At 71.2% G+C, this 26110-nt stretch carries 22 protein-coding genes; 14 read left to right on the forward strand and 8 right to left on the reverse strand.

The window, feature by feature from the left end; all coding sequences use genetic code 11:
- The first annotated feature begins 14 nt into the window (after nucleotides 1–14).
- Nucleotides 15–452, forward strand: a complete 438-nt coding sequence (locus AC1DCT_RS15715) for an Lrp/AsnC family transcriptional regulator (protein WP_440733452.1) — start codon at nucleotides 15–17, stop codon at nucleotides 450–452.
- A gap of 47 nt (nucleotides 453–499) precedes the next feature.
- Entirely contained in the window at nucleotides 500–1009 is a 510-nt protein-coding gene (locus tag AC1DCT_RS15720; RefSeq protein WP_440733451.1) for a phosphoribosyltransferase, read from the forward strand.
- A gap of 37 nt (nucleotides 1010–1046) precedes the next feature.
- On the opposite strand, the gene AC1DCT_RS15725 is transcribed toward AC1DCT_RS15720, so the two are convergent.
- Complete coding sequence (locus AC1DCT_RS15725; protein ID WP_477230952.1) at nucleotides 1047–1883, reverse strand: IclR family transcriptional regulator; 837 nt, start codon at nucleotides 1881–1883, stop codon at nucleotides 1047–1049.
- A 186-nt stretch (nucleotides 1884–2069) separates the two neighbouring features.
- On the opposite strand from AC1DCT_RS15725, the gene dhaK reads away from it, so the two are divergent.
- The 3 genes from dhaK to ptsP are packed head-to-tail and all read left to right on the forward strand — an operon-like array spanning nucleotide 2070 to nucleotide 6261.
- Complete coding sequence (gene dhaK / locus AC1DCT_RS15730) at nucleotides 2070–3065, forward strand: dihydroxyacetone kinase subunit DhaK (protein ID WP_477430275.1); 996 nt, start codon at nucleotides 2070–2072, stop codon at nucleotides 3063–3065.
- Nucleotides 3066–3088: 23 nt separating this feature from the next.
- Nucleotides 3089–3727, forward strand: coding sequence for a dihydroxyacetone kinase subunit DhaL (gene dhaL / locus AC1DCT_RS15735; RefSeq protein WP_477430277.1), 639 nt, complete (start codon nucleotides 3089–3091; stop codon nucleotides 3725–3727).
- A gap of 50 nt (nucleotides 3728–3777) precedes the next feature.
- The gene (gene ptsP, locus AC1DCT_RS15740; RefSeq protein WP_477430279.1) at nucleotides 3778–6261 is read left to right on the forward strand and encodes a phosphoenolpyruvate--protein phosphotransferase; all 2484 of its coding nucleotides are present in this window, start codon (nucleotides 3778–3780) and stop codon (nucleotides 6259–6261) included.
- A gap of 94 nt (nucleotides 6262–6355) precedes the next feature.
- Here the strand turns inward: ptsP and AC1DCT_RS15745 are convergent, their stop codons facing one another.
- Nucleotides 6356–7006, reverse strand: coding sequence for an HAD-IA family hydrolase (locus AC1DCT_RS15745; protein ID WP_477230949.1), 651 nt, complete (start codon nucleotides 7004–7006; stop codon nucleotides 6356–6358).
- Between the two features lie 183 nt (nucleotides 7007–7189).
- Here AC1DCT_RS15745 and AC1DCT_RS15750 point away from each other — a divergent pair, with 183 nt between their 5' ends.
- Nucleotides 7190–8266 (forward strand): DUF998 domain-containing protein, encoded by a 1077-nt coding sequence (locus AC1DCT_RS15750; protein ID WP_440733442.1) that lies wholly within the window; start codon nucleotides 7190–7192, stop codon nucleotides 8264–8266.
- Nucleotides 8267–8422: 156 nt separating this feature from the next.
- On the opposite strand, the gene AC1DCT_RS15755 is transcribed toward AC1DCT_RS15750, so the two are convergent.
- On the reverse strand, nucleotides 8423–9748 hold the full coding sequence (locus tag AC1DCT_RS15755; protein ID WP_477430281.1) for an HNH endonuclease signature motif containing protein: 1326 nt from the start codon (nucleotides 9746–9748) through the stop codon (nucleotides 8423–8425).
- Between the two features lie 300 nt (nucleotides 9749–10048).
- On the opposite strand from AC1DCT_RS15755, the gene AC1DCT_RS15760 reads away from it, so the two are divergent.
- Both AC1DCT_RS15760 and AC1DCT_RS15765 read left to right on the forward strand, forming a co-directional pair.
- Nucleotides 10049–11482, forward strand: coding sequence for an aldehyde dehydrogenase family protein (locus AC1DCT_RS15760; protein ID WP_477430283.1), 1434 nt, complete (start codon nucleotides 10049–10051; stop codon nucleotides 11480–11482).
- 3 nt (nucleotides 11483–11485) lie between these two features.
- On the forward strand, nucleotides 11486–12970 hold the full coding sequence (locus AC1DCT_RS15765; RefSeq protein ID WP_477430285.1) for a GMC family oxidoreductase: 1485 nt from the start codon (nucleotides 11486–11488) through the stop codon (nucleotides 12968–12970).
- Nucleotides 12971–12991: 21 nt separating this feature from the next.
- On the opposite strand, the gene AC1DCT_RS15770 is transcribed toward AC1DCT_RS15765, so the two are convergent.
- A complete protein-coding gene (locus AC1DCT_RS15770; RefSeq protein WP_378804186.1) occupies nucleotides 12992–13591 on the reverse strand; it encodes a TetR/AcrR family transcriptional regulator in 600 nt (199 codons plus the stop codon).
- Nucleotides 13592–13811: 220 nt separating this feature from the next.
- Between AC1DCT_RS15770 and AC1DCT_RS15775 the strand changes: the two genes are divergently transcribed.
- The 5 genes from AC1DCT_RS15775 to AC1DCT_RS15795 are packed head-to-tail and all read left to right on the forward strand — an operon-like array spanning nucleotide 13812 to nucleotide 19526.
- On the forward strand, nucleotides 13812–14816 hold the full coding sequence (locus AC1DCT_RS15775) for an ABC transporter substrate-binding protein (protein WP_233312546.1): 1005 nt from the start codon (nucleotides 13812–13814) through the stop codon (nucleotides 14814–14816).
- 5 nt (nucleotides 14817–14821) lie between these two features.
- Nucleotides 14822–15604, forward strand: coding sequence for an ABC transporter permease (locus AC1DCT_RS15780; protein WP_477430508.1), 783 nt, complete (start codon nucleotides 14822–14824; stop codon nucleotides 15602–15604).
- Nucleotides 15601–16437, forward strand: coding sequence for an ABC transporter permease (locus tag AC1DCT_RS15785; RefSeq protein WP_477430287.1), 837 nt, complete (start codon nucleotides 15601–15603; stop codon nucleotides 16435–16437). The genes AC1DCT_RS15780 and AC1DCT_RS15785 overlap by 4 nt, the downstream gene beginning before the upstream one ends.
- Complete coding sequence (locus tag AC1DCT_RS15790) at nucleotides 16434–17216, forward strand: ABC transporter ATP-binding protein (RefSeq protein WP_477230942.1); 783 nt, start codon at nucleotides 16434–16436, stop codon at nucleotides 17214–17216. Before AC1DCT_RS15785 ends, AC1DCT_RS15790 begins: the two co-directional genes overlap by 4 nt.
- Nucleotides 17217–19526 (forward strand): arylsulfatase, encoded by a 2310-nt coding sequence (locus tag AC1DCT_RS15795; RefSeq protein ID WP_477430289.1) that lies wholly within the window; start codon nucleotides 17217–17219, stop codon nucleotides 19524–19526.
- A gap of 9 nt (nucleotides 19527–19535) precedes the next feature.
- On the opposite strand, the gene AC1DCT_RS15800 is transcribed toward AC1DCT_RS15795, so the two are convergent.
- A complete protein-coding gene (locus tag AC1DCT_RS15800; protein ID WP_477230940.1) occupies nucleotides 19536–20231 on the reverse strand; it encodes a winged helix-turn-helix transcriptional regulator in 696 nt (231 codons plus the stop codon).
- A 93-nt stretch (nucleotides 20232–20324) separates the two neighbouring features.
- Here AC1DCT_RS15800 and AC1DCT_RS15805 point away from each other — a divergent pair, with 93 nt between their 5' ends.
- A complete protein-coding gene (locus AC1DCT_RS15805) occupies nucleotides 20325–21842 on the forward strand; it encodes a DHA2 family efflux MFS transporter permease subunit (protein WP_477430291.1) in 1518 nt (505 codons plus the stop codon).
- Between the two features lie 96 nt (nucleotides 21843–21938).
- Here AC1DCT_RS15805 and AC1DCT_RS15810 read toward each other — a convergent pair whose 3' ends face one another.
- The 3 genes from AC1DCT_RS15810 to AC1DCT_RS15820 are packed head-to-tail and all read right to left on the reverse strand — an operon-like array spanning nucleotide 21939 to nucleotide 25932.
- A complete protein-coding gene (locus tag AC1DCT_RS15810; RefSeq protein ID WP_477430293.1) occupies nucleotides 21939–23111 on the reverse strand; it encodes an acyl-CoA dehydrogenase family protein in 1173 nt (390 codons plus the stop codon).
- Nucleotides 23108–24418: a beta-ketoacyl-[acyl-carrier-protein] synthase family protein gene (locus AC1DCT_RS15815; RefSeq protein WP_477430295.1), complete on the reverse strand. Its 1311-nt coding sequence runs from the start codon at nucleotides 24416–24418 to the stop codon at nucleotides 23108–23110. The genes AC1DCT_RS15810 and AC1DCT_RS15815 overlap by 4 nt, the downstream gene beginning before the upstream one ends.
- Nucleotides 24415–25932, reverse strand: coding sequence for a class I adenylate-forming enzyme family protein (locus AC1DCT_RS15820; RefSeq protein ID WP_441977307.1), 1518 nt, complete (start codon nucleotides 25930–25932; stop codon nucleotides 24415–24417). Before AC1DCT_RS15820 ends, AC1DCT_RS15815 begins: the two co-directional genes overlap by 4 nt.
- Nucleotides 25933–26110: the final 178 nt, after the last annotated feature.

Consider the following 26110-nt stretch of genomic DNA (forward strand, 5'->3'; position numbering starts at 1 on the left):
GGGAAGGCGCGCGCATGGCGGAGCTGGATGACATCGACCGGGCGATCCTCGATGAGTTGCGTCGCGATGCGCGCGTGTCCATGACGGCGATCGCCGAGTCCGTGCACATCTCGCGAGCGGGCGCGCATGCGCGCATCAAGCGGCTGACCGACGCCGGGGTGATCACCGGATACACCGTGCGCACGGATCCGGTGCTGCTCGGCCACCACGCCTCGGCCTACGTCATGCTCGCGCTCGAGCAGCCGGCCTGGCAGGAGGTGCAGGAGCAGCTGCAGCGGATCCCCGAGGTCGAGCACATGGCGCTCGTGGGCGGCGACTTCGACGTGATCCTGCTCGTGCGGGCGAGCGACGCACGCGATCTCCGCCGGATCGTGCTCGAGGACATCCAGGCGATCTCCGCGGTCCGCTCCACGCGCACGACCCTCATCTTCGAGGACTTCGGGCAGAGCTGACCGCATCCGCGTTCCCGGGAGGCGCATCCGCACGGCAGAATGTATCCATGACGGATGCGGTGATCGAGCGCGAAGTGCTCACCTGGGACGGTTTCGGCGAGGCGACGCGGGATCTGGCTCGCCGGATCCTCGAGTCGGGGTTCGAGACCGAGGTGGTCGTCGCGATCGCACGTGGCGGGCTGCTGCCGGCCGGGGCCATCGCGTACGGCCTCGGCGCGAAGAACTGCGGCGCGATCAACGTCGAGTTCTACACCGGCATCGGCACGGTGCTGGACGCCCCTGAGGTGCTGCCGCCGGCGCTCGACATGGAGTACCTGAACGGTCGCCGTGTGCTGCTGGTCGACGACGTCGCCGACTCCGGGCGCACGCTCGCCCTGGCCGTCGAGCTGCTCAAGAGCAAGGGCGCGGCCGTGCGCTCGGTCACGATCTACACCAAGCCCACCACGATCATCCAGCCCGACTACGCGTGGAAGGACACCGATCGCTGGATCGACTTCCCGTGGTCGGCCAAGGGCACGGTCCGCGAGGAGGACCTGGGCCTGGCGCCCACGGCCTGATCCGCGGAGCCCCTCTCCTCCAAACCGGGGGAACCGGTCAGTCGTCGGCGGGCGCGATGCGCGGGGGCCAGGCCGTGGCGCCGAGCTCGCGGGAGATGTTGCGGGCCGTGTCGCGCAGCGCGTGCAGCACCGCGTCGGGTGCAGGGCCATCTGCCGTGGGGTACACCACGGCCACGGCCGCGACGATGTCGCCTCGGGAGTCGGCGACGGGGGAGGCGAGCGACGACTCGCCCAGCACGGCCTCGTCGACCTCGGTTGCGAAGCCGTGCTCGGCGATCGCGGGAAGGCCGGCCGCGAGCACCGCGGGATGCGTGACGGTGTCGCCGGTCAGGCTCCGCAGCGGGCCTGAGAACACGGCCCGCTGGAATCCGAGGTCGTGCGCGAGCAGCACCTTGCCCATGGCCGAGGCGTGCGCCGGCAGCGCCGCACCGGTCTCCAGCATCTGGGGGCTGTCATCGGGGCGAAGCACGTGGTGGATCACGAGCACCTCGGCGAAGTGCGGGGCGCCGAGCCGCACGGCCATGCCGGTGCGCCGCGCGAGCTCCTGGGTCCAGCGCATCGAACGCGCCCGCACATCGAGGGAGTCGAGGTAGACGCTGCTGAGCTTCAGCAGGGTCGGGCCCAGCATGTACCGCTGGCCGCCGCGCTCCTTGGCGACGAGCCCGTGCTCGCGCAGCGACGACACGATGCCGTGCACGGTCGACGGCGGCAGCTGCAAGGCAGTCGCGAGATCCGTGATGCCGAGGTGGCGGGAGCCCTGCAGCAGCTCGAGCACCTTCGCGGCGCGATCGATCGCCTGGATCATCGGTGCGGTTCCCTCCTCGACGGCAGCGGCGACGACGGTGCGGATCCGGATCTCTTGACAATCCGACATCCTCAACGCATATTCGACATTAACGAAAAGTATTCCGATTCTGGAGTGCAGTCGCCCGTGACGCAAGAGGTTCCGACCTCGGGTCTCGGCACGCCCCCGGATGCGGATCCGTCGGGATCCCGACCGTCGCGGAATGCTGGTCGGATCGCAATGGTGCTGGTGGAACTGCAACGAGGAGGTCGCAGGATGAAGAAGCTCATCAACGCCCCGGAGGACGTGCTCGCGGAGTCGCTGCGCGGGCTCGCGCTCGCGCATCCGGAGCTCGAGGTCGACCTGGCGAACCGCGTGATCCTGCGCGCGACACGCAAGGACGAGGGCAAGGTCGCGCTGCTGAGCGGCGGTGGATCCGGACACGAGCCGCTGCACGGCGGATTCGTCGGGACCGGCATGCTCGACGCCGCCTGCGCCGGAGAGGTCTTCACCTCGCCCACGCCCGATCAGATGCAGGTCGCCACGAAGGCGATCGACCGCGGCGCGGGCGTGCTGCACATCGTGAAGAACTACACCGGCGACGTGATGAACTTCGAGATGGGCGCCGAGCTCGCCGCCATGGACGGCATCGACGTGCGCTCGGTCGTGGTGGACGACGACGTCGCCGTGCAGGACTCGCTCTACACGGCGGGCCGCCGCGGTGTCGGCCTCACGGTGCTGCTCGAGAAGATCGTGGGCGCCGCGGCCGAGGAGGGGCAGGATCTCGCCGCCGTGGCCGATCTCGCCGCGCGGGTGAACGGCCAGGGGCGGTCCATGGGCATGGCGCTGACGAGCTGCACCGTGCCGGCCGCGGGCAAGCCCACGTTCGACCTGCCCGACGATCAGATGGAGATCGGCATCGGCATCCACGGCGAGCCCGGCCGCCACCGCGTTCCGCTCGCGCCCGCCAAGGACATCGCGGCGCAGTTGGTCGAGCCGATCCTCGCCGATCTGGATTTCACCGGATCCCCGGCGATCGTGATGCTCAACGGCATGGGGGCGTCGCCGCTCATCGAGCTGTACCTGATGTACGGCGAGGTCGCGACGCTGCTGGAGAAGGCCGGCGTGACGGTCGCCCGCAACCTCGTCGGCAACTACATCACGTCGCTGGACATGGCCGGGTGCTCGGTCACCCTGCTCAAGGCCGACGACGAGCTCATCCGGCTGTGGGACGCGCCCGTCGTCACCCCCGGCCTGCGCTGGGGCGCCTGAACCTCTCGAAGGAGAACATCTGCATGTCGAACACCATCCCGCTCGCCGCTCTCGTCGACTGGCTGCACCGCTTCCGTGACGCCGTCGTCGCGCAGCGCGACTGGCTCACCGAACTCGACTCCGCGATCGGCGACGCCGACCACGGCGCGAACATGGCCCGCGGCATGAACGCGGTGGTCGAGAAGGTCGACCAGGCCGCGCCCGCGGCGGCGGACGAACTGTTCAAGACCGTCGGCATGACGCTGGTGTCGACCGTGGGCGGGGCGAGCGGGCCGCTGTACGGCACGTTCTTCCTGCGGATCGGAGCGACGCTGGGCGCGGTGACGGACGTGGAGCCGTCGGCGCTGGCCGCGGGTCTGCGTGCGGGCCTGGAGGGCATCGTCGCGCGGGGCAAAGCGGAGGCGGGCGACAAGACGCTCTTCGACGCGGTGGCTCCGGCGATCGACGCGATGGACGCGGCACTCGTCGACGGGAAGTCCGCGGGAGAGGCGGCGGCGACGGCGGCCGTCGCCGCCGCGGCCGGGCGCGATGCCACGATCGACCTCGTCGCGCGCAAGGGCAGGGCCAGCTATCTGGGGGAGCGCAGCGCCGGGCACATGGATCCTGGATCCGCGTCGGCGACGCTGCTGTTCGAGACGCTCGCCGCGGCCGTCGCGGACTGACGGATCGATCTCATGCGTGCTGACGCTCGCGGGGTACGGGGGCCGGATCGATGAGCACCACCGGGATCGTCGCCGTCTCGCACAGCATGCGCCTCGCCGAGGCCGCCCGGGAACTCGCGGCGCAGATGGTGCCCGGTGGCGCTGTGCCGATCGCGCTCGCCGCGGGGGCCGGGACGGATGCGGACGGCGTGCCGATTCTCGGCACGGATGCGACGCGGGTCGCGGCGGCGATCGACGAGCTCGCGAGCTCGTGCGACGGCGTGCTGGTGCTGATGGATCTCGGATCCGCGGTGATGAGCGCCGAGTTCGCCCTCGAGCTGCGCGCGAGCGAGGTTCCGGTGCGGCTCGCGTCGGCGCCGTTCGTGGAGGGGTTGCTCGCGGCCGCGGTGGCGGCGGCGCAGGGGGCGTCGTTGGGCGAGGTCGCGGCGGAGGCGAACGGCGCGCTGATCGCGAAGTCGGCGCAGCTTTCGGACGAGCCGCAGGCTCCGGTCGGGTCGGGGGGCCCTGTGCTCGATGAGAGCGTGCTCGATGAGAGCGTGCCGGGACCTGCGGTCTCGCGGCCGGGGGAGAGGGCGCGCACGGTCGTCGTGCGCAACCCCGCAGGGGTGCATGCGCGTCCCGCCGCGATGATCGCGCAGGCGGCCGCCGGGGCGGAGTTGCGACTGCGGCGCCTGCCGGGCGGAGACCCGGTTCCCGCATCGAGCATGATGCGGCTGCTCGCCTTCGGTGCTCGCCCTGGCGACGAGGTGCAGTTGGAGGGGGATCCTGTCGCCGTGGAGCGCGTGGCGGCGCTGTTCGAGGACGGCTTCGGCGAGCTGGAAGGGGTGCCGGCATCGACCGCGGCCGGGGTGCCGGCGACCCCGCACCCGGAGCCGGGGTCGCCCCCGGAGCCGGGCTCGACGCTGCACGGCCTCGGGGTGAGCCCGGGGCGCGCGATCGCCCCGGTCGCCCGACTGGGCACGGTGATCGCCGAGCCTGCCGCCGCCGAGGCGGTGCCCGCCGCCGATCGCGACGCCGAAGCCGAGCGGGTCGCACCCGCTGCGGCGGAGGTCGTCGCCGCGCTCCGCCAGAGCGCGACCCTTGCCGATGGCGAGGTCGCCCAGATCCTCGAGGCGACCGCCCTGCTGGCCGCCGACCCCGATTTCGCCGCGGGAGCGGCCGCCCGAGTGCGCGCGGACGGGGTGACGGCCGCCCGTGCGGTCTGGGACGAGGCGGCAGACCAGGAACAGCTGCTGCAGGGCCTGGGCGGGCGGATGGCGGAGCGTGCGGTCGATGTGCGCAGCGTCCGCGACCGCATCGTGGCCCGGCTGACCGGACAGGAGCTCCCGGGGATCCCGGACCGGGCGGACCCGTTCGTGCTCGTCGCCCGGGACCTCGCGCCGGCCGAGACGGCGACGCTGGGCCGCAGCGCGTGCGTCGGGCTCGTCACCGAGGAGGGCGGGCCGACCTCGCACACGGCGATCCTCGCCCGTGCGCTCGGCATCCCCGCGGTCGTCGGGGTCGCTGATGCGACCGGCATCACGGCGGGGACCGTCGTGCTCGTGGACGGCGGAGCGGGGACCGTGCAGCTCGACCCGCCCGCGGATGAGCAGAGCACCGCAGCCGAGGAGATCCCCGCGTTCGACGGCGCCGGGGTGCTCGCCGACGGCACGGCGATCCCGCTGCTGGCCAATGTCGGCGGTGCGGCCGACGCCGCCGCCGCGGCCGACGCCGGCGCGCAGGGCATCGGCCTGTTCCGCACGGAGTTCTGCTTCCTCGACCGCCCCGAAGAGCCGACGGTCGCCGAGCAGGTCACCGCCTACCGCGGCGTGCTCGCACCGTTCGCGGGGCGCACGGTCGTCGTGCGCACGCTCGACGCCGGATCCGACAAGCCGCTGCCGTTCGCGATCACCGCCGACGAGGAGAACCCGGCTCTGGGCGTGCGCGGATTGCGCGTCGCTCGTGCGCATCCGGCGCTGCTCGCCCACCAGCTCGCGGCGATCGCGGAGGCGGGAGCTGCCGAGAGCGCGGAGCTGGAGGTGATGGCGCCGATGGTCGCGACGGTCGACGAGGCCCGCGACTTCGCGACGGCCTGCCGGGCCGCGGGCATCGCGCGGGCGGGCATCATGATCGAGACCCCCGCCGCCGCGCTCCTGGCGGCGGAGCTGCTCGCCGTGGTCGACTTCGTGAGCCTGGGCACCAACGACCTCACCCAGTACACGATGGCCGCGGATCGGCTGTCGGCGACGCTCGGCGCGCTCAATGACCCGTGGCAGCCGGCGGTCCTGCGGCTCATCGGCATGGTTGGCGCGGCCGGGCACGCGGTCGGCAAGCCGGTGGGGGTGTGCGGCGAGGCCGCAGGGGATCCCGCCCTCGCCCTGGTGCTCGTCGGCCTCGGCGTCACCAGCCTGTCGATGACGCCGCGATCCCTCACCCGGGTGTCCGCGCGACTGAGGACGGTGACGGCGGAGGACTGCCGCCGTGCGGCCGCCGCGGCGCTCGGATCCGCGACCGCCGTCGAGGCGCGCGCCGCCGTGGCCGCGGTGCTGGGCTGAGGCCGCGTGAGCGTTTCAAAGCGCTCAAATGGCGGCAGATCGGGGCGAGATGGAGCCACTTGCGCGCTTTGAAACAGGGCGCGGTGGCCAGTCGTCAGTCGACCGTGAGCGCGAACCCGTCGCCGTCCGCGGACACCGTCACGTGCGTCAGGTCGGCGACGACCGCGTCCGGGGCGTGCACCGCGGATCCCGCGCCGACGCCGATCACGCGCATCCCCGCCGCCTGAGCGGCCTGGATTCCGGCCTCGGAATCCTCGAAGACGATGCAGTCCGCGGGATCCACCCCGAGCCGGGCCGCGCCGAGCAGGAAGCCCTCCGGATCCGGCTTCGACGCACTCACGTGCTCGGCGGTGACCAGGCCAGCCGGCACGTCGAGCTCGGCGGCACCCATGCGGGCGCGCATGAGCCGGTCGTCGGCCGAGGTGACGATCGCGTGCGGGAAGGGTGCGAGGGCGTTCAGGAATGCGGCGGCGCCCGGCACCTCGATCACTCCGTCCACGTCGCCGCTCTCGCGCTCGAGCATCTCCTGGTTCTCGGCGAGGTTCGCCTCGTGCGGACGGTCCGGCAGCATGATCGCCATGCTCTGGTGCCCCTGGCGTCCGTGCACCACGCTGAGCACGAAGTCGGGGTCGAGTCCGTGCGGCTCCGCCCAGGCCAGCCACAGCCGCTCCACGACCGCCGTCGAGTCGACGAGTGTGCCGTCCATGTCGAGCAGGGCGGCGCGGGCGTGGAAGGTCTGGGTCATGCTCCCAGGGTAGTGGCGGGCTCCGCGCCGGCGACCCGCGGGCGCCTGCTCCGCCCGACCGCGAGCACGGGGCAGCTCGGCCATAGGGTGGACGTGACAAGGGAGGGCGGCGCGATGCGAGCCGAGTGGGACCGACTGATCACCTGGATACGCGACGCGCGCGCTTTGGCGACGCTGCGCCAGATGCGCGAGACCGACGCGCTGCTGACAGGGGCGATCGCCTTCGTGCTGGGGTTCCTCGTGGCGTTCGCGATCTTCTGGAACCGCACCCTGTCGATCACCGGCCCCTGGTCCGTCGGCGCGGTCGCTGCGATCGGCGGCGCTGCCGTGGCTGTACTGAGCTTCACCGCCGGCCGCATCGGGCTGCGCATGGAAGCGGTCGAAGCGCCCGAGAAGCAGGATCCGAGCGCCGCGAACGACGGCTTCGCGATCCCCGGGCAGAAGCTGCGCTGGTACGAGCTCGTCGCGATATCCCTCGCACATGGTGCGGTCGCGCTGCTCGCGTTGTTCGGACTCGCCGCGCTGCTCGAGGCGAGCTTCCGCGACGCCCCGGTCTTCCCCTTCCCCGGTGCCATTCTCGTCGCGGTCGCGCTCGCCCTCACCGCCTATGTCTGCTACCTCAGCGCGGCTGCGCTCAGCCCCACCTCGATCTCGCTGATCCTCGCGATCTTCCTTGTGATCGGCGCTCTCACCGCCATGCTCGAGGCGACGGATCCGCACTGGTGGCGTGACAACCTCTCCGCTCTGGGCATGTCGAGCAACGCCTCCTCGCCCGCGTTCAACAGCACCCTCATCGTGGCGGGCGTGATGGTCACCACGATCGCCCGCTATGCCACGGCGGCGCTGCCCGTGCCGGAGCCGAGGGATGAGCGCGGGCGCACGATCGTGCGGGTCGCCCTGATCCTGATCGGGCTCTTCCTCGCCTGTGTGGGGATCTTCCCTGTGGATCGCTTCTTCCTCCTGCACAACACGGTCGCGACGGGCATGGCGGTCTGCTTCGCCGCGGTCGTGATCGCGCTTCCCTGGCTGCTGCGACGGATCTCGCGAGTGTTCGTGGTGCTGGGCTGGGTGTTCGTGCTGGTGATCGCGCTGCTCGGAGTGTTCTTCGCGACCGGCTACTACAACCTCACCGCGGTCGAGCTCGTCGCCGCCGTGCTGATCTTCAGCTGGATCATCGTGTTCCTGCGTACCGCGGGCGCCGACCACGGACCGTGGGATGCCGAGCGCGTCGTCCGCGCCCAGGCCGCCGCCCGGAGCTGAGCAACATTCGCGACAGGGAAGGTGCGAACCGAACGGGCTCGGGGGCGTCCCCTTCGCGCGATGAGTGTCACCCTAAGGACGCGCCATCGTGGATGCTCTAAGCGTTGCGCCGGGCGATTTTGGAGCGGCGCCGCGAGCACGCGAGCTCCGCCCTGATCAGAAGGGTGGTGGGTCGTTCGTGCGGAATCCTGTCGGGGTGATGACTTGGACGGTCCTGTTCTCGCGGTTCCGGTAGATCATCCGGGTGCGATGTCGTCGGACGTGGTCGGCGGGGCATAGCGGTCGCAGGTTGCTCGTGTTGGTGGGTCCGCCTCGGGTCCACGGGTGGTCGTGGTCGAGGTCGGCGTCGAGGGCGAGCCGATCGCAGCCGTCTCTCGCGCAGGTCCCGTGCTGCAGGACCAGCCAGTCCCGCTGCGCCTTCGTGGGCCGATACGTGCGCCGATCCAAGTCCAAGACGATGCCGCGGACCGGATCCGTGATCACCCGCCGGAACCCGGTCGCGTCCAGGAACGCCTGCCGTGCGGTGACGGGGTCGATCGGACCGTGCCCGACCAGCTGCGCCTCCGTGCCCGAGGCGACCGGGTTGCCCAGGAACGCTGTCGACGGCACTGCCGTCACGGTCTCACCGGTGACGAGTCCGATCGGTACGGTCACGAACACCGTCGTCTTCACCGCCTGCTCGGAACCGACACCCATCAGCCAGTCGCAGAGCAGGTCGGCGCGGACCTGATCCCTGGTGCGGCCCTCGCGGCGGTCTTTCTGCAGATGCTTCGCGGTCGAGGTGAGGCGTCGCTTGATCGCAACCGCCTTCACCGTCGGGATCAGGACTGTCAACCAGGACATACCGTCACCGGCGTCTTCCACGACCACCCGCCGGTCCACCATCCCGCGGGCGTGTTTGCGCTCAGACGGGGTGGGGTCGAGCCGGTCGGTGAGGATCGTCACCCGGCGCCGGAAGGTGCTGATGGGCAGGTGCAACGCCCACCTCGCCGCGGTCTCATCGATCAACGCGATCGCATCCGCCGCGTACTGCCGGACAGTCGGGTCGGCCCCGATCGGAGCCTGCAACCGCAACACCGCCGAGACGGCGGCCTCCACGAACCGCAACGACACGAACCCGTCCCGGGCGTGCTCCCACAACGGCAGGCACTCCGCCGCGGTCGACGCGGTGCATTCCAGCGAGCGGGCCTCGTTCTCCGAGATCTGCAACCGCACCGCCACATCGAAGAACACCGACCGGCGGGCATGATCCGCATCCTGAGCGCCGTCGCCGATGGTGTAGATCTCCGGGTGCCGGCGAGCAAGGTCCACGACCTCCACGATGCGCTCCGCGCGCCGCACCGCCCGCTGATTCAGCTCGACATCATCCTCCTGCAACCCATCCAGGATCCGCGCGGCGATGAACGTCTCGTCCACCACGACCACCGGAGGAGCATCGGCAACAGCCGGCTCCTCGAACAGTGCAGCGGTGGAGTGTTCCATTCCCCAAGTCTAGCAATTATGTTCGAAATACGGAAGAGCTAATCCGCCAGTTCCCCCGGGAAATCGCGGCCTGAGACGCTGCGCCGAGCCCGTTCGAGAGGCGACGGGTCCGGCATCGTCGGGGCGCGGAGCATGACGAATGCTTGCAGTGGGACGGTATTGACGCTTTGTGCGGGAACGGGCGCGTGGAGATCCCTTCGCGGCTGGACGAGCGCCGTGCACTGCATGACAAGTCGCGGCGAGCCACCCCGTCGACAATGGGAGCATCGACCGTCGTCCGCACACTCGAAGGAGAGACCGATGACCGACACGTCCGCTGTGTCCGCGCTGCTCGACCGCATTCAGGCGCCCGAGGGGGCCGGCCGCGACATCCCCGATGCCGCCACGCGTGAGATCATCGGCCGCGCTCCCGTGCAGACCGCCGCCGACCTCGATGACGCCATCGCCCGCGCCAAGGCCGCGCAGCCCGCCTGGGAGGCACTCGGCCATGCGAAGCGGAGCGAACTGCTGCTCGCCGCGGCCGATGCGATCGACGCGAATGCGGAGGCGCTCGCGCAGCTGCTCTCCCGTGAGCAGGGCAAGCCGCTGAACGGCCCGAACGCCCGGTTCGAAGTGGGGGCGTGCACGGCGTGGCTGCGCACCAACGCGACGACGGTGCTGGAGCCCGAAGTGCTCGTCGACGACGAGAATCTGCACGCCGAGCTGGTCTACAAGCCCGCCGGCGTCGTGGGTGCGATCGGGCCGTGGAACTGGCCGTTGATGATCACCATCTGGCAGATCGGCCCGTCGCTGCGGATGGGGAACACCGTGGTCGCCAAGCCCAGCGAGTACACGCCGCTGAGCGTGCTGGCTCTGCTGTCGGTCATGAACGAGGTGCTGCCGGCCGACGTGCTGATCGGCATCTCCGGCGACCGCGAGGTCGGCGCGGGGATCGCGTCGCACCCCGACATCGACAAGATCATGTTCACCGGATCCACGGCCACCGGCCGCAAGATCATCGAGAGTTCCGCCGGCAACCTCGCGCGGCTCACGCTCGAGCTCGGCGGCAACGACGCGGGCATCGTGCTTCCCGGCACGGATCCGGCCGTGATCGCCGAGGACCTGTTCTGGGGTGCGTTCATCAACACGGGCCAGACCTGCGCGGCCATGAAGCGCCTCTACGTGCACGACTCGCTGTACGACCAGGTCGTCGACGCGCTCGCGGGTATCGCAGCGTCCGTGCCGATCGGCAACGGCCTGGACGAGAACAACGTGCTGGGCCCGCTGCAGAACAAGCAGCAGTTCGACATCGTCTCACGCCTCGTCGAGGACGCGAAGGCGCGCGGCGCCCGCATCGTGACGGGCGGCGAGGCGGCTCCCGAGCTCGGCGAGCTGTTCTACCGGCCCACGATCGTGGCCGACATTCCGAACGATGCGGCGCTCGTGCAGGAGGAGCAGTTCGGGCCGGCGCTGCCGATCATCCGCTACTCCGACGTCGACGAGGCGTTCGCGCTCGCCAACGCGGTCGATGTGGGCCTCGGCGCCTCGGTGTGGTCGAGCGACCCTGAGGCGGCCCGCGAAGCCGCGACCCGGATGCAGTCCGGCACGGTGTGGATCAACTCGCACGGCGGGCTGCACCCGATGGTGCCGTTCGGCGGGGTGAAGAGCTCCGGCTACGGCCTCGAGTTCGGTGTCGCCGGGCTCAAGTCGGTGGCCGTTCCGCAGGTCGTCTCCGGCCCCGGCCGGAAGGCCTAGGCCATGGCCCGCTCCGCGATCGTCGTCGGAGCCGGCACCTCGGGGAGCATCGTCACCCGGCGTCTCGTGGACGCCGGGTACGACGTGACGCTCATCGAGGCCGGCGGGTACGACACCAACCCGGCGATCCACGACCCGTCCCGTGCGGGCGAGCTCTGGCACGCCGCCGAGGACTGGGACTACTTCACCGTCCCTCAGGAGCACGCGGCCGGGCGCCGGCTGCACCTGCCGCGGGGCAAGGTCACCGGCGGATCCCACGCCCTGAACGCCATGATCTGGGTGCGCTGCGCGGCGAGCGACTTCGATGGCTGGGAGCGCTCCGGCGCCACCGGCTGGGGCTGGTCCGACGTGCTGCCCGTGTACGAGGCGATCGAGAACGACCTGCTGCCGGTGACGGACGACTACCCGCTCGTGTCGATCCAGCAGTCGATCATCGACGCCGCCGTCGAGGAGGGGCTGGAGCGCAACCCCGACTACAACGGCGGCACGCTCGACGGCGTCTCGCAGGAGCAGGTCACGATGCGCGACGGCCAGCGCGTCAACACGTGGATGGCGTATGTGCGTCCCGTCGAGGACGCCCCGAACCTGCGCATCGTCACCGACGCCGAGGTCGCGACCGTGATCGTCGAGGACGGCGTTGCCGCGGGCGTGCGGCTGAGCGACGGATCCGAGCTTCGTGCAGATGAGGTGATCCTCGCCGCCGGCGCACTGGGCAGCCCCGCGATCCTGCTGCGCAGCGGCATCGGACCGCGCGCGGACCTCGAAGCCCTCGGCATCGAGGTGCTCCGCGACGTGCCGGCGGTCGGCGCGAACCTGCACGACCACCTGCTGTCCCCGGTGATCTTCACGACGGCGAGGCCCGTGGGCGCGCCCGAGCCCGGGGTCTCGGTGACGCAGACGCACCTGTTCTGGCGCTCGCGCGAGGATCTCGCCGAACCCGACACCCAGCCCATCCACTTCTCCGTCCCGATGTGGGGTGAGCTCGAGCCGCGTCCCGGCGCGCACGGACCCGGCGACGGGTTCTCGCTCCTGGCAGGTCTCGTGACGCCGCACAGCCGTGGCTCGCTGCGCCTGTCCGGCGCCGGGGTGCAGGATCCGCTTCTCATCGACCTCGCGGCCCTGGAAGACGACCGCGACGTGGCCGCGCTCGCCGCGTCCGTGCGCCAGGCGCGCCGGATCGGCGCCCGCCCGGCGCTCGCCGGGGAGTGGGGCGCGATCGAGGCCTATCCGGGGCCGGAGGTCTCGGACGCCGACGTCGAGGACTGGGTGCGCCGCACCGCGATCACCTATCACCACCAGGTCGGCACCTGCCGGATGGGGTCGGATCCGGACGCGGTCGTGGATCCGCGCCTGCGCGTGAACGGGATCGCGGGGCTCCGGGTGATCGACGCCTCGGTGATGCCGACGATCACCACGGGGAACACGAACGCCCCCGCCGCCGTGATCGGCGAGCGCGGCGTGCGGTTCCTGCTCGAAGACGCGGACTAGGAACGTGTGCGGCCGGGCTCGTCAGCGGGCCTGGCCGCGCAGCTCCGCGAGCAGGGCCTGCAGCCCCGCCTCGATGCGCTCGTCTCCGGCGACCTCGGGCAGCAGCACCGACACCATCTGCCAGCCGGCGTTGCGCGAGGCGACCTCGCCGACCGCCGTGTCGATGTCGACGTGGTCGGCGAGCTCGCCGTCCTCGCGCGCCTCGACGAGGAAGCGGCGGAACTGGTCCCGCCAGCGCTGGTTGTTCTCGCGGTGGATCTGGGTGACCCTCGTGTCCTGCGAGGCGTGGTCCCAGAAGGCGATGACGACGCGGGCGTACTTGGGACCGAGGTCTCCGAAGGGGAGGATCTCGCGGCACATCTGCTCGAGGGCGTCCAGGCCGCGCTTGCCCGCGACCTCGGTGAGGATCCGGCCGTTGGCCTGCACATGGAGGCGGACGAAGGACGCCGTGAGCAGACTCTCCTTGGTGGGGAAGTAGCGGGCGATCGCGCCGTGGGTGTAGCCGGCCTCGGCAGCGATCTGGCGCATCGTGAGCCGTTCGAAGCCCTCCCTGGCGATCACCTTGGTGGCCGCATCCGCGATGTGGTCCCGCCGTTCGTCGTGGTCAACGATCTTGGGCACGTCAGTCCTCCTCCGATGCTGATGATCCTAGGGGGAGCGGAGACGGAGAGCCGCCCCATCTTTCGCGGCCGCTTGGACACGTAAGATTCCGAAACATCTTGACAACACTATCTCCTTGCTGGATATTTAAGTGACCAAGTGGTGATTAAAGACGATGAAGTCGCACCGCAGCGACGCCTCCGCTCCGAGATCCCATCCCTCGTTCTGACAGGAAGCACACATGCACATCACGCGCGCACTCCGTGTCGCCGCCGCGGTCGTCGCCGTCGGCGCGGCCGCCGCCCTCGCCGGCTGCTCGTCCTCTTCCGGAAGCACCGAACCGGGGAAGAAGGGCGATCTCACCACGGTCAAGGTCGCCACGATCGGCCTCACCTCCGATGGCAGCCTGCTGACCGGGATGGCGAAGGGGTTCTTCGCCGACGAGGGCCTCAAGGTCGAGACCTCGATCGTCGCGAACCCGCCCGCCGGTCTCGCCGCTGCGCAGAGCGGTCAGGTCGACATCGCCTACTCGCCCAGCATCCCACTGCTCAATGCACTCAGCCAGGGCGTGAAGATGAAGGTCGTCGCACCCGCCGACGGCTACCCGGACGCGGCGACCAGCGCCTCGGACCCCGCGGCGTTCGACGACACCGGCCTGTTCGCGAGCGCGACCAGCGGCATCACGTCCGTGAAGGAGCTGGCCGGCAAGACGATCGCGATCCCGGCCCGCAAGGCTCAGCTCGAGGTGGTCATCGCCGAGCAGCTCAAGAAGAACGGCATCGACCCCGCGACGGGCGTGAAGTGGGTCGTGCTCGACTTCACCTCGGCCGTCGCCGCACTGAAGAGCGGCAACGTCGACGCGGCGGGACTGGTCAGCCCCTTCACCGCGCAAGCGCTCTCCGCGGGGAACCCCCAGCTCGCCGCGCCGTCGATCGGCTTCTTCGAGACCGGTGCGACGGGCCTGTGGACGACGGGCGATGCGACCGCGACCTCGAAGAAGGACGTCGTCAGCGCCTTCCAGCGCGCGATCGCGAAGTCCAACGAGTACGCCACCGCGCATCCCGAGGAGGCGATCAAGGCCGGCCTCGCCTACACGAAGTCGACGCTCTCGGTCGATCAGGTCAAGGTCCCGGTCTGGCCGGCGACCGTCACGGACGAGGACCTGCAGCGTCCCGACGACAAGATGGTGGGTCTCGGGTTCCTGAAGAAGCCGGTCGACCTCACGGGCGTCATCCTCACGAAGTGACGGCCATGACCCGCTCCCGCATCCTCCCCGCGCTGCTCGGCGCCGCCGGTGCGCTGACCGCACTCGTGGTGTGGCAGCTCGGGGCGACGGTCGGCCCGCTCGCCGGCGCGCCGCTGCCCTCCGCCCTCGAGGCGCTGGGCGCGGCGGGCCGGCTCCTGGGCACGCCGCAGCTCTGGCAGGCGACGGCGGACACCCTGGTCATGGCCCTCAGCGGCCTCATCGCCGCCGCCCTCGTCGGCGTGCTGCTGGGCATTGCGATCGGATCTTCTCCGCTCGCGATGCACGCGACCAGGGTGCCGCTGGAGTTCCTCAAGCCGATCCCGCCCATCGTGATCCTCCCGGTCGTGGTGCTCGTGCTCGGCCCCACCTCGGGGATGGGGACCTTCCTCGTCTTCTTCGGCTCGTTCATCGCGATCGCGGTGCAGTCCTCCGCCGGGGTCTTCGACACCGACCCCGTGGCCCGCGCGACGGGCGCCTCCTACGGGATGAGTCGCGCGGAGATCCTCACCCGGATCGTGATCCCGAGCGCGCTGCCCTACATCGGCACCGCGCTGCGCGTCGCGGCCCCCACCTCGCTCGTCATCGCCGTCGTCGCCGGCCTCCTCGGGGGAGGCCCGGGACTCGGCCAGAGCCTGCTCATGTCGCAGATCTCCGGCAACCAGCCCGAACTGTTCGGCTACGTGCTGATCCTCGGCGTGCTCGGCCTGCTCATCCAGGGGCTCAGCCAGTGGGGCGAGCGGCGTCTGCTGCACTGGCACCCGCAGTACCGGAAGGCGGAACACGCATGACCCTCACCACGTCCGTGCAGACGAGTGCCCGACTCCTCCGCGGCCGCCGGCTGAGTTCCTCTCCGCGCTGGCTGCTGATCCTCGTCGAGATCGCGGTCCCGATCGTCCTCATCGCGCTGTGGTGGATCGCCTCGGCCGGATCCACGAACACGTTCTTCCCGCCGCTGTCCGCGATCCTCGCGCGCCTGGGCGAGCTGATCGGAACGCCCGCGTTCCTCGGCGACATCGGCATCTCCGTGCTGAATCTGGCCGTGTCCTTCCTCATCGCCACGGTCATCGGCGTGCTGCTGGGGTGCGCGCTCGGGCTCATCGCCCCGCTCAGCTGGTTCGTCGAGCCGACGATCCACTTCTTCCGGGCGATCCCGCCGGTCGCACTCGTGCCGATCTTCGTGTCGCTCATCGGCTTCGGCAACGGCACGCGCATCCTCTCGATCTCGCTCGCCGCGCTCTTCCCGATCCTCATCTCGACGATCGACGGCGTGCGCGCGGGGGAGCCCACCCTGCTGATGGTGGGACGGGTCTACCGGCTCACCCGCGCGGAGCGGCTGTTCCAGGTGACGCTGCCGGCCGCGAGTCCTCGGATCCTGTCCGGCATGCAGGTGAGCCTCATCACCGCGTTCGTCGTGATGATCGCGAGCGAGATGCTCGGATCCTCGGCGGGCCTGGGGGCCGCGACGCTGCTCGCGCAGCAGTCCTTCGCGATCGCCGACATGTGGGCCGGCATCATCGTCCTCGGCGTGCTCGGCTACCTCTCCACCGCCCTGTTCGTCCTGTTCCGCCGCGCGGTCCTGCGCTGGTACATCGCCTCACAACAACTGGAGAAGAGCGAATGAGCATCACCACCAGCCCCCGGCTCAGCGTCCAGGGCCTCGCCAAGACCTATCGCACCAAGGGCGGCGACGTCCCGGTCATCGCGGATCTCACGTTCGACGTGCAGGCGGGCGAGGTGGCCTGCATCGTCGGGCCGTCCGGCATCGGCAAGACCACGCTGCTGAAGTGCCTCACCGGCCTGCAGCCGATCACGTCCGGATCCGCCCGCATCGACGGCGTCGAGATCGACGGGCCGCCCGAGGAGATGGCGCTCGTCTTCCAGGAGTACACGCGCTCGCTCATGCCGTGGCTCACGGTCGAGAAGAACGTGCGGCTGCCGCTCCGGCACCTCCGGCTGAGCACCGCGGAGCGGGAGGAGCGCATCGTGTCGGCGCTCGCCGCGGTCGGGCTCGCCGGCGCAGGCGCGAAGTATCCGTGGCAGCTCTCCGGCGGCATGCAGCAGCGCGTCGCGATCGCCCGCGCGATCGCCTACCGTCCCGAGGTGCTCGTGATGGACGAGCCGTTCGCCTCCGTCGACGCGCAGACCCGGTTCGAGCTCGAGGATCTGTGCCTGCGGATCCGCGAGCAGTTCGGCATGACGATCCTGGTCGTGACGCACGACATCGACGAGGCCGTGTACCTCTCGGATCGCGTCATCGTGCTCGGCGAGCGGCCCGCGCGCGTGACCGAGACCATCGAGATCGACTTCGGCGGCCCCCGCGACCAGCTGGAGACGCGGGCCACGGCGGAGTTCGCCGAGCTCCGCACCCGCATCTTCGGTCTCATCCGGAAGGCGGGCTGAATGGACCCCGCGGCACGCGGCTACGAGGGCTTCGCCGGGCGCGTCGGAGAGTTCACGTCCGAGTCGGATCCCGCGTGGCGCCCCCGGCCGACCGCCGCGGAAGGGGCGCCCAACATCGTCGTCATGCTCGTCGACGACCTCGGGTTCAGCGACCTCGGCCCGTTCGGCGGCGAGATCCGGACGCCGTTCATCGACGGCCTCGCGGCCGACGGCTGGCTGTTCACGAACTACCGCACGGCGCCGATGTGCTCGCCGGCCCGTGCCGCGCTGCTCACCGGGCTGAACCCGCACCGGGCGGGGTTCGGGTTCGTGGCGCACATCGATCCGGGCTACCCCGGCTTCGCCTGCGAGCTGCCCGCCGCCGCCCCCACGCTCGCGGAATCGCTGCGGGCCGGCGGGTACGCGACGTTCATGGTCGGCAAGTGGCATCTCACCCTCGAGTCGCGGCTGCACGATGGTGCGGATCGGTCGTCGTGGCCGCTGCAGCGCGGTTTCGATCGCTACTTCGGATCGATGGACGGGTTCACCTCGCTGCACCACCCGCACCGGCTCGTGCAGGACAACTCCGTCGTGGACGTGCCGGAGTTCCCCGACGGGTTCTTCCTCACCGACGAGCTTACCGACCGGGCGATCGCCATGGTCGACGAGCTCCGCGCGAACGATCGTCGTAAGCCCTTCTTCCTCTACTACGCGCACACCTCGGTGCATGGGCCGATCCAGGCCAAGGAGGAGGACATCGAGCGCTATCGCGGCCGGTACGAGCGCGGCTGGAACGCCGTGCGCGAGGAGCGGTTCGCGCGCCAGCGCGCCCGCGGCATCGTGCCCGCGCACGCCGAGCTGCCGGGGGATCCGCTCGCGGACGGAGACCGGATCCCGCACTGGGACGACCTCGGCCCCGAGGAGCGGGCGCTGTTCGCCCGCCACATGGAGGTCTACGCCGCCGCTGTCGACGAGATCGATCAGAGCGTCGGGCGCCTGCTCGCCCGGCTCGATGAACTCGGCGAGCGCGAGAACACGATCATCGTGATCGCGAGTGACAACGGCGGCACCGCCGAGGGAGGACCGACCGGAACGCGCAGCTACTTCGCGCAGTTCGGCCTGCACGGCGCGGTGCCCGACGGGTGGGTGAACGACGTTCCCCGCGATCTCTCGGAGATCGGCGGACCGCGGTTGTACGGCCAGTACCCGACCGGCTGGGCGCGAGTGTCGAACACGCCGTTCCGGTCATTCAAGTCGAGCACCTACGAAGGCGGGGTGCATGCGCCGCTCGTGATCTCCTGGCCCGCCGGTGCGGCGTCGCCGGGGCTCAGGGACCAGTTCGTCTTCGTGTCCGATCTCGCCCCGACCCTGCTCGAACTGGCCGGCGTCGCGCGTCCGGAGCAGTGGAACGGGACGTCCGCGCTCGAGGTCGACGGCGACAGCATCGCCGGGATACTCGCGGATCCGGCGGCTCCAGGACGCGAGCAGCAGTACTTCGAGTGCGTCGGCCGGCGCGCGTTCGTCGACGGCGAGTGGAAGGCGGTCTCGCCGATCCCGCCGACGCGCGCGCAGGGCGCCACCGGGGGCACGTGGGAGCTCTACCACCTGCCGAGCGATCCGACCGAGACGCGGGATCGTGCCGAGCATGAGCCCGAGCGGGTGCAGGAGCTCGCGGAGCGCTGGCGCGAGGAGGCCTGGCGCAACACCGTGTTCCCGCTGGACGACGACGGCACGCTGCACTCGGTGCGACCCGGAACCGAGGCCCCGCTCTCGGAGCCGGTCGAGCTCGTGCCGTTCCGACCGCCGCTCGAGCGGTTCCGCTCGGCGCGCCTCACGGTGCTGCGCTCCTTCGAGGTGCACGCCGAGCTCGAACTGGAGCACGGCGCGGAGGGCGTGGTCCTCGCGCACGGCGATCAGGGCGGGGGGTACCTGCTCGCGTTGGACGGCGCCGAGCTGCTGCTCTCCTACAACGGGTACGGCGCGATGCGCCGCGTGCGCGCGAGCGCCCCTGAACCCGGCCACCACCGCATCGACCTGCGGGTGCGGGCCGATCTCGGGCTGCGCTGGAGTCTCGCCGTCGATGTCGACGGCGCCGAGCGGCTCCGCCTCGACGACATGCCGATGCTCGTCGGCATGGCGCCCTTCACCGGTATCAGCGTCGGCTACGACTACGGCGGCCCCGTGGACTGGGATCTCCACGAACGGCACCGCTCCTACCCGTTCCGCGGCGGCCGGATCCGGTCCTTGCGCTACGTGCCGGGCGAGGCCTCGCCCGAAGACGCGACCGTGCTGCGCGCGATCGAGCAGGAGATGCGCGACCTCGTCGACTGAAAGGCGCTCTCAGCCCGCCACAGCCGCAGCGGACTCCGGGGTCGGGATGTTCACGCTGTACGGGACGTGCAGGGCCTGCGCGAAGCGCTCGAAGAGAGCCGGATCCCCCTGGAGCTGTACGGCCTCCGTGGCGAGCGCGTCGTGCGGGCTCAGCGTGCCCGCGAGCAGGTCGCGGATCGCCGGGCCCGCCATGATCTCCAGGTCCGCGTCCTCGAGCAGGCCCGGTTCGGCGACGACCCGGCCGTCGCGCATGACGACGTGCACCTCGATGTCGCCGACGCGCACGTTGTAGGTCGTGTCCCAGACGGCGGGTACGACGCCGTCGCCCGCGGCCACGCGGAGCGCCGCGGTGATCGACGACGTCGTCACGATCTCGCCCTCGCGGGGCGTGCGCATGCCACCCGCGCCCCATCGCGACAGCGCGTCCAGCGCGGGTCCGAGCTCCTGGCCGCGCGGCGTGAGGCCGTAGACGACCGAGCGCTCGCCGCCGGCGGGCGCCGCCCTCTCGACGATGCCCTCGTCCTCGAGCTCCTTCAACCGCGTCGCCAGCGTGTTCGTGGGGATGCCGGGCAGTCCGGCGACGAGTTCCGAATAGCGCCGCGGTCCCACGCTGAGATCGCGCAGGATCAGCAGGGTCCAGCGCTGTCCTACGATCTCCGCCGCGCGGGCGAGACCGCAGAACTGGCCGTAGTGCTGGTTCGTCATGAAGATCACGATACCACTTGACTTCATTATTTGCAGTGTGCTTTATTTTTTGCAGTAACCCGGATTCGGGCACATCGCGAGAAGGAGAAGGACATGACCGCCACCATCGCCCCGGCCGAGATCGACGCCTCGCCGGAATCGGACGCCGGAGTTGCCGCGCGCAACCGCACCGCGCTGAGGCTGCTGCTCGCCGCGGTCTTCGTCGTGTTCCTGAACGAGACGATGATGGCCGTGGCGCTGCCGCGGATCCAGGAGTCCCTGCACATCGACGCGACCCGTGGGCAGTGGCTGACTACGGCCTTCGCGCTCACCATGGCGGTCGTCATCCCGACCACCGGCTGGCTCATGCAGCGCCTGCGCACCCGCACGGTCTTCACCGTCGCGCTGTCGAGCTTCGTCGCCGGCACGGTCATCGCCGCGCTGTCCCCGGTCTTCGAGATGCTCGTGGTGGGCCGCGTCGTACAGGCCATGGGCACCGCCGTGATGATGCCGCTCATGATGACGACCGTGATGACGGTCGTGCCCGCTGAGGAGCGCGGCAGGGTCATGGGGCGCGTGTCGATCGTCATGTCCGTGGCGCCTGCCGTCGGCCCCATCGTCTCGGGCGCCCTGATCCAGGTGCTGCCGTGGCAGGGGCTCTTCTGGGTGATGCTTCCCATCGCACTCACGATGCTCGCCATCGGGATCCGCCGCATCCCGAACGTCTCGGAGACGCGTGCCGTTCCGCTCGATGCGCTGTCGGTGGTCCTCGCCGCCCTGGCGTTCTCCGCACTGGTGTTCGGTCTCAGCCAGATCGGCGCGACCGCTGTCGGCGAGGCGGCGGTGCAGCCCTGGATCCCGATCGTGCTCGGCCTGGCCGGGCTCGGGCTCTTCGTCTGGCGTCAGCTCGTGCTGCAGCGCACCGACTCGGCGCTGCTCGATCTGCGCACGTTCCTCTCGCGGGACTTCGCCGTCGCCGTCGCCATGATGACCGCGGGCATGGTTTCGCTGTTCGGCGCCTTCATCGTGCTGCCGCAGTTCGCGCGCTACACGCTCGGCCTCGACCCGCTCTGGGTGGGCGCCATCCTGCTCCCCGGCGGCCTGCTGATGGGGCTCGCCGGACCCACGGTCGGGCGGCTGTACGACCGCTTCGGTCCGCGCCCGCTGGTCATCCCGGGATCCATCGGTCTCGCGGCCTCGCTCTGGACCCTCGCGTTCGGACTGGGGGAGCACTCCTCCTGGGTGGTGCTGCTGGGGGCGCACATCGTGCTGATGCTGTCGCTCGCCTTCCTGTTCACGCCGGCGTTCAGCGCATCGCTCGGTTCGCTGGCCCCGCAGCTGTACTCGCACGGCAGCGCCACGATCGCGACGCTGCAGCAGGTGGCCGGCGCCGCGGGCACGGCGATCTTCGTCGCCCTGTACGCGACCGGGGTGACGGCGACCGGATCCGCGGATCCGGACCTCCCCTCGCCGGCAGCCGCGGCGGCGGGCTCGCACCTCGCGTTCCTCGCAGGCGCGATCCTCTCGCTCGTCGTCATCGCCCTCGCCCTGTGCGTGCGCCGTCCGGCGGCAGTGGCGGCGACGACGGTGGAGGAGCAGGCAGTGGTAGCGGCCTCGGAGGCGGAGGCCTGAACCGCCGACGCCCCCTCTGAGAATCGGGGCCCCCTCGCAGTGACGTTCCTGCGAGGGGCCCCCGATGCTGCAAGGGGGTGCCGGCGTCGGGGGCGCTCAGTCGTCCAGCAGCGCCGCGGCGAACATCGGGCGAGCGGCGTCCGCGCTCGGCGGGTGGAAGAGTCCCGCCGTGGCATCGCGGTACAGACGGCTCAGTTCGTGGCCGTTGTCGAAACCGGATCCGCCGGTGCACATGAGGGCGGCCTCGGCGGCGCGGCGGGCGGCCGTCGAGGCGTTCAGCCGTGCACTCACGAGGAGCAGCGGCCACCGTGCGCCGTGGTCGAGCAGTTCGTCGAAGTCGCGGCAGTACGCCTCGAGCTGCGCCGGCACGGCGAGATAGTCGAGGTGCGCATCGGCGAGCCGGGTGCGGGACTCGGGAACCTCGGCGTAGGTCGCGTCAGCTTTCGCGGAGCGTCGCTTCTTCAGACCTGCTGCGCCCAGGTCGAGCGCACGACGGGCGACGCCGGCGTAGACGGATCCGATGAGCAGCTGGAAGTTGCTCGTGATCGCGAACGTGAGCAGATCCGGCACCCGCCCCACGGCGATGCGGCGGTTCACGCGCTCCGGCGCCATGCGCACGCTCTTCAGGATCGTGGCGCGGCTCTGCGACGCCCGCATCCCCATCACGTCCCACTGGTCCGACACGGTGATGCCCTCCGTGCCGCGTTCGAGCAAGCCGTAGACGAGCATCGGGTTCTCCGGATCCGTGTCGTCGCGGCCGTGCGTGATCAGTCGGGTCCAGACGGGGGAGAGAGACGTGAAGATCTTGACGCCGCTGAGGAGGTAGCCGCCGTCGGCCTGCGGAACGGCGGCCGTCTTCGAGTCCTGCATGACCCAGTCGTTCGAGGGCTCGCTGATCCCGAAGGCGAAGATCTCGCCGGCCATCGCCTCGGCGAATACGTCGTCGAGCGAGTGGTCGCCGCGGTCGGCGAGGGCTTTCGCGACGCCGGTGCACATGAGGTGCATGTTCACAGCCAGCGCCGTCGCGGGAGCCGCGGTCGCGAGCCGCTGCTGCAGATGCGAGACCTCATCGAGGCTCAGGCCGGGGCCGTCGTGCGCCTCCGGCACGAACAGCAGCAGGTACCCGCGCTCGGTGAGTTCGGCGAGGTCCTCGTCGAAGAACCGGTTCTCCAGGTCGTACACGGCGGCGCGTTCGCGGAACCGCTCGAGCAGCTCATCCGGCAGATAGTGCTCGGCGAGCTCGGCGTGGCGGGTGAGACGGTCGGTCATCGTGCCTCCTGTGCGTGGTCGGAGAGGTCGGGGGACTCGAGCACGATGGCGCCGTTGTGGCCGCCGAACCCGAAAGAGGGGGAGAGGACGCGGCGGATCCGCCCGGCCGCTCGGGCCATGCCGCGCACGATGTCCCAGTCCGCGAACTCGGGGTCGTCGAGGTTGATCGTGGGGGGGATCAGGCCGGTGCGCAGCGTCTGGATCGCGAGGATGGCCTCGACGGCTCCGGACGCGCCGAGCAGGTGTCCCGTGCTCGACTTCGTCGCCGTGATCGGGATCTGCCGGGCGTGCGCGCCGAACACGTTCTCGAGTGCCGCGAGCTCGGCCGCGTCGCCGGCCGCCGTGCCTGTACCGTGCGCGTTGACGTGGTCTATGCCGTCGGCGGCATGCGGATCCAGCCCGGCGTCGGCGAGCGCCGCGGCGACGGCCTGCGCGGCGCCGAGTCCCTGCGGATGCGGGGCCGTGGGATGGTGCGCGTCGCTGGACTCGCCGAACCCGGCCAGCACGGCGAGCGGTGCGGCGCCGCGGGCGCGCGCGACGTCCTCGGCCTCGAGCAGCAGAGCCGCGGCGCCCTGGGCCATCACGAAGCCACGGCGTCCGCGGTCGAACGGACGGCTGGCCGCGGACGGATCCGACTCGTACCCGCTGGCGAGCGCGCGCAGGTTCGCGTTCGCCGCAAGGTTGACAGGGTTCAGGCAGTCCTCCATGCCGACGACGAGCACGGCGTCGGCGTACCCGTGCCGGATGCGACGCAGCCCGTCGCCGAGCGCGATCGCGCTGGACGCGCACGTCGCCGTGACCCCGTGCGCGGTGCCGCGGGCGCCGTACCGCTCACTGAGCAGCGCCGCCGCGGCATCCGGCGCGCCGTGCACGACGACGCTCAGCGGCACGCCGCGGGGACCACGGGCGTCGAGGGCGCGGGTGGCGGCCTGCATCGCGTCCACCGGGCCGGATCCGGTCGCGGCGAGGACGGCGGCGCGGGTCGGATCCCAGGGGAGCGCTGCTCCGGTGCGCAGCGCGCCGGGATCGACGCCGGCGTCGGCTAGGGCCTGATCCGCGGCGGCGATCGCCCAGAGCTGCAGGGGGCTGAGGCGGCGGCTCAGCGGCGGATCAACGACCCCTGTCGCGTCGAAGCCCTGGATTCTGCCGCCGATCCGCACGGCCAGTTCTCGGAAGTCCGGTTCGTCGAGGGCGGTGATGGCGCTGCGGCCCGCGACGACCGCGTCCCAGAGGGAGGGGACGTCGAGGCCGCTCGGCGTGATCGCGCCGAGCCCGGTGACGACGACGCGCCGCGCCGCCGGGCTCACAGCCGGATCCCTTCGCCCTGCTCGATGAGCGCGGTGGTCGCCGGGCGCCGGATCTTGCCGCCGGCCGTGCGCGGGATCCGCTCGAGGACGTACCAGCGCCGTGGCACGAACTGCGGCGCCAGCCGCTCGCGCGCCCAGGCCTGGAGGGTGGCCTTGGTGATCTGCGCGGGGGAACCCGCCTCGACCACGAGCGCCACAACGCTGCCGAGTCGCGGATCCGGCAGGGCCACGGCGCACACCGGACCGAGCCCGGGCATCGCGTCGAACGCGCGCTCCACCTCGGGCAGTGAGACCTTGTGCCCGCCCGTCGTGACGATGTCGCCGGCTCGTCCGGCCAGCTGCAGTCGCCCGTCCACCAGGCGGCCCATGTCGTGCACGGTCGCCCAGCCGTCGGGCCCTCGCAGCACGGCGTCGGTCGTCGCAGCGAGGTAGCCGTCCGAGCAGGCGGCGGCGCGGATCCACAGCGTGCCGAGCTCGCCGTCGGGCAGGACGCTGCCCTCGTCGTCGCGGATCTCGGCGCCGATGCCGTCGTAGACGTCGAGCAGGGTGCCGTCGCCGCCGCGACTGTCGCCGATGAATCCGATCTCCGCGGCGCCGTAGTAGCTGATCAGCCGCACGCGCGGCAGTGCCGTGGCGAGGCCACCGCGCAGCGCCGCGGGCAGGTTCGCACCGCCGGTGACGACGAGGTCCAGCCCGGCGAAGGCGTCGGGAGCGCGCCGGGCGGCATCGATGAGCACCTGCACCACGGCCGGCACGGCGACGATCCGAGTGATCCTCTCCGCCGCGACGCGCTGCGCCAGGTGGGCGGCATCGAAGGCATCGGCGAGGTGTGCGCCGCCGCCGGTGGCGAGGCATTCGATGAGCGCGTACAGCGTGAGGCTGTACGACAGCGGTCCCGGGGCCAGGGTCTGCACACCGGGACGTGGTTCGAGGTGCGCGCTCGAGACGGTGACGTTCTCGCGGTACTGCCGTCGCGTCTTCAGGAAGGCCTTCGGATCGCTCGTGGTGCCGGAGGAGAACAGCAGCAGGAACGCCTCGTCGGCATCGCGCACCGTGGGCGGATCCGCGAAAGCCGTCGTCGCCTCCCGCGCGCGGAACTCCGCGAGGGAGAGCACGGTGCCGGTCCATCCGGCGGCGCGGAGTGCGGGTGCGAGCGCGGGGTCGTCGCCGATGACGAGCCCGATCCCCGCCGCCACCACGACGTGCACGCGGTGCGCGAGCGGCCACTGCGGGTCGATGGTGGCGGACACCGCGCGATAGCCGGCGAGGCCGGCGACGATGCGCGCGGCGTGGAAGGCGCTGGCGATGCTGACCGCGGTGATCGGGATCCCGCGGGTCTCCGGCGCGGGTGGCGGGGGAGCAGCCTGTGCGCGATGTGCGGCGTCGACGACGGCGAACACGCGACGGGAGTCCTCGACGAGCCCGGCGTAGTCCAGGGCGCCATCGGGCCCGACGATGGCCGGCTGAGCGGGATCGTGCGCGGCGGTGGAGAGCACGGTCCTGGTGATCGGCATGCCCCGCCCTTCCCGTGACGCGTGCGCGCCGGGCGCGGCCCGGCTTCGCCGATCCAGTCTATGACCGGGCGCGGTCACGGGACCGGTCGGGCCGCTGGTCACTCGTCCTGTGAGCGAGGCGACCGCGCCGATCGGGTGCACAGGCAACGGTGCTACTGTCGAAGGAGTCGGCATTCCT

This window comes from Microbacterium sp. 10L49 (assembly GCF_056395125.1).

Coding starts and splice junctions, on each gene's coding strand:
- AC1DCT_RS15795 (WP_477430289.1), top strand. CDS start 17,217: ATGGACCCCGCGGCACGCGGCTACGAGGGCTTCGCCGGGCGCGTCGGA.
- AC1DCT_RS15800 (WP_477230940.1), bottom strand. CDS start 20,231: ATGACGAACCAGCACTACGGCCAGTTCTGCGGTCTCGCCCGCGCGGCG.
- AC1DCT_RS15775 (WP_233312546.1), top strand. CDS start 13,812: ATGCACATCACGCGCGCACTCCGTGTCGCCGCCGCGGTCGTCGCCGTC.
- dhaK (WP_477430275.1), top strand. CDS start 2,070: ATGAAGAAGCTCATCAACGCCCCGGAGGACGTGCTCGCGGAGTCGCTG.
- AC1DCT_RS15745 (WP_477230949.1), bottom strand. CDS start 7,006: ATGACCCAGACCTTCCACGCCCGCGCCGCCCTGCTCGACATGGACGGC.
- ptsP (WP_477430279.1), top strand. CDS start 3,778: ATGAGCACCACCGGGATCGTCGCCGTCTCGCACAGCATGCGCCTCGCC.
- AC1DCT_RS15810 (WP_477430293.1), bottom strand. CDS start 23,111: ATGACCGACCGTCTCACCCGCCACGCCGAGCTCGCCGAGCACTATCTG.
- AC1DCT_RS15765 (WP_477430285.1), top strand. CDS start 11,486: ATGGCCCGCTCCGCGATCGTCGTCGGAGCCGGCACCTCGGGGAGCATC.
- AC1DCT_RS15780 (WP_477430508.1), top strand. CDS start 14,822: ATGACCCGCTCCCGCATCCTCCCCGCGCTGCTCGGCGCCGCCGGTGCG.
- AC1DCT_RS15715 (WP_440733452.1), top strand. CDS start 15: ATGGCGGAGCTGGATGACATCGACCGGGCGATCCTCGATGAGTTGCGT.
- AC1DCT_RS15820 (WP_441977307.1), bottom strand. CDS start 25,932: ATGCCGATCACCAGGACCGTGCTCTCCACCGCCGCGCACGATCCCGCT.
- AC1DCT_RS15790 (WP_477230942.1), top strand. CDS start 16,434: ATGAGCATCACCACCAGCCCCCGGCTCAGCGTCCAGGGCCTCGCCAAG.
- dhaL (WP_477430277.1), top strand. CDS start 3,089: ATGTCGAACACCATCCCGCTCGCCGCTCTCGTCGACTGGCTGCACCGC.
- AC1DCT_RS15760 (WP_477430283.1), top strand. CDS start 10,049: ATGACCGACACGTCCGCTGTGTCCGCGCTGCTCGACCGCATTCAGGCG.
- AC1DCT_RS15755 (WP_477430281.1), bottom strand. CDS start 9,748: ATGGAACACTCCACCGCTGCACTGTTCGAGGAGCCGGCTGTTGCCGAT.
- AC1DCT_RS15805 (WP_477430291.1), top strand. CDS start 20,325: ATGACCGCCACCATCGCCCCGGCCGAGATCGACGCCTCGCCGGAATCG.
- AC1DCT_RS15725 (WP_477230952.1), bottom strand. CDS start 1,883: ATGTCGGATTGTCAAGAGATCCGGATCCGCACCGTCGTCGCCGCTGCC.
- AC1DCT_RS15720 (WP_440733451.1), top strand. CDS start 500: ATGACGGATGCGGTGATCGAGCGCGAAGTGCTCACCTGGGACGGTTTC.
- AC1DCT_RS15750 (WP_440733442.1), top strand. CDS start 7,190: ATGCGCGAGACCGACGCGCTGCTGACAGGGGCGATCGCCTTCGTGCTG.
- AC1DCT_RS15785 (WP_477430287.1), top strand. CDS start 15,601: ATGACCCTCACCACGTCCGTGCAGACGAGTGCCCGACTCCTCCGCGGC.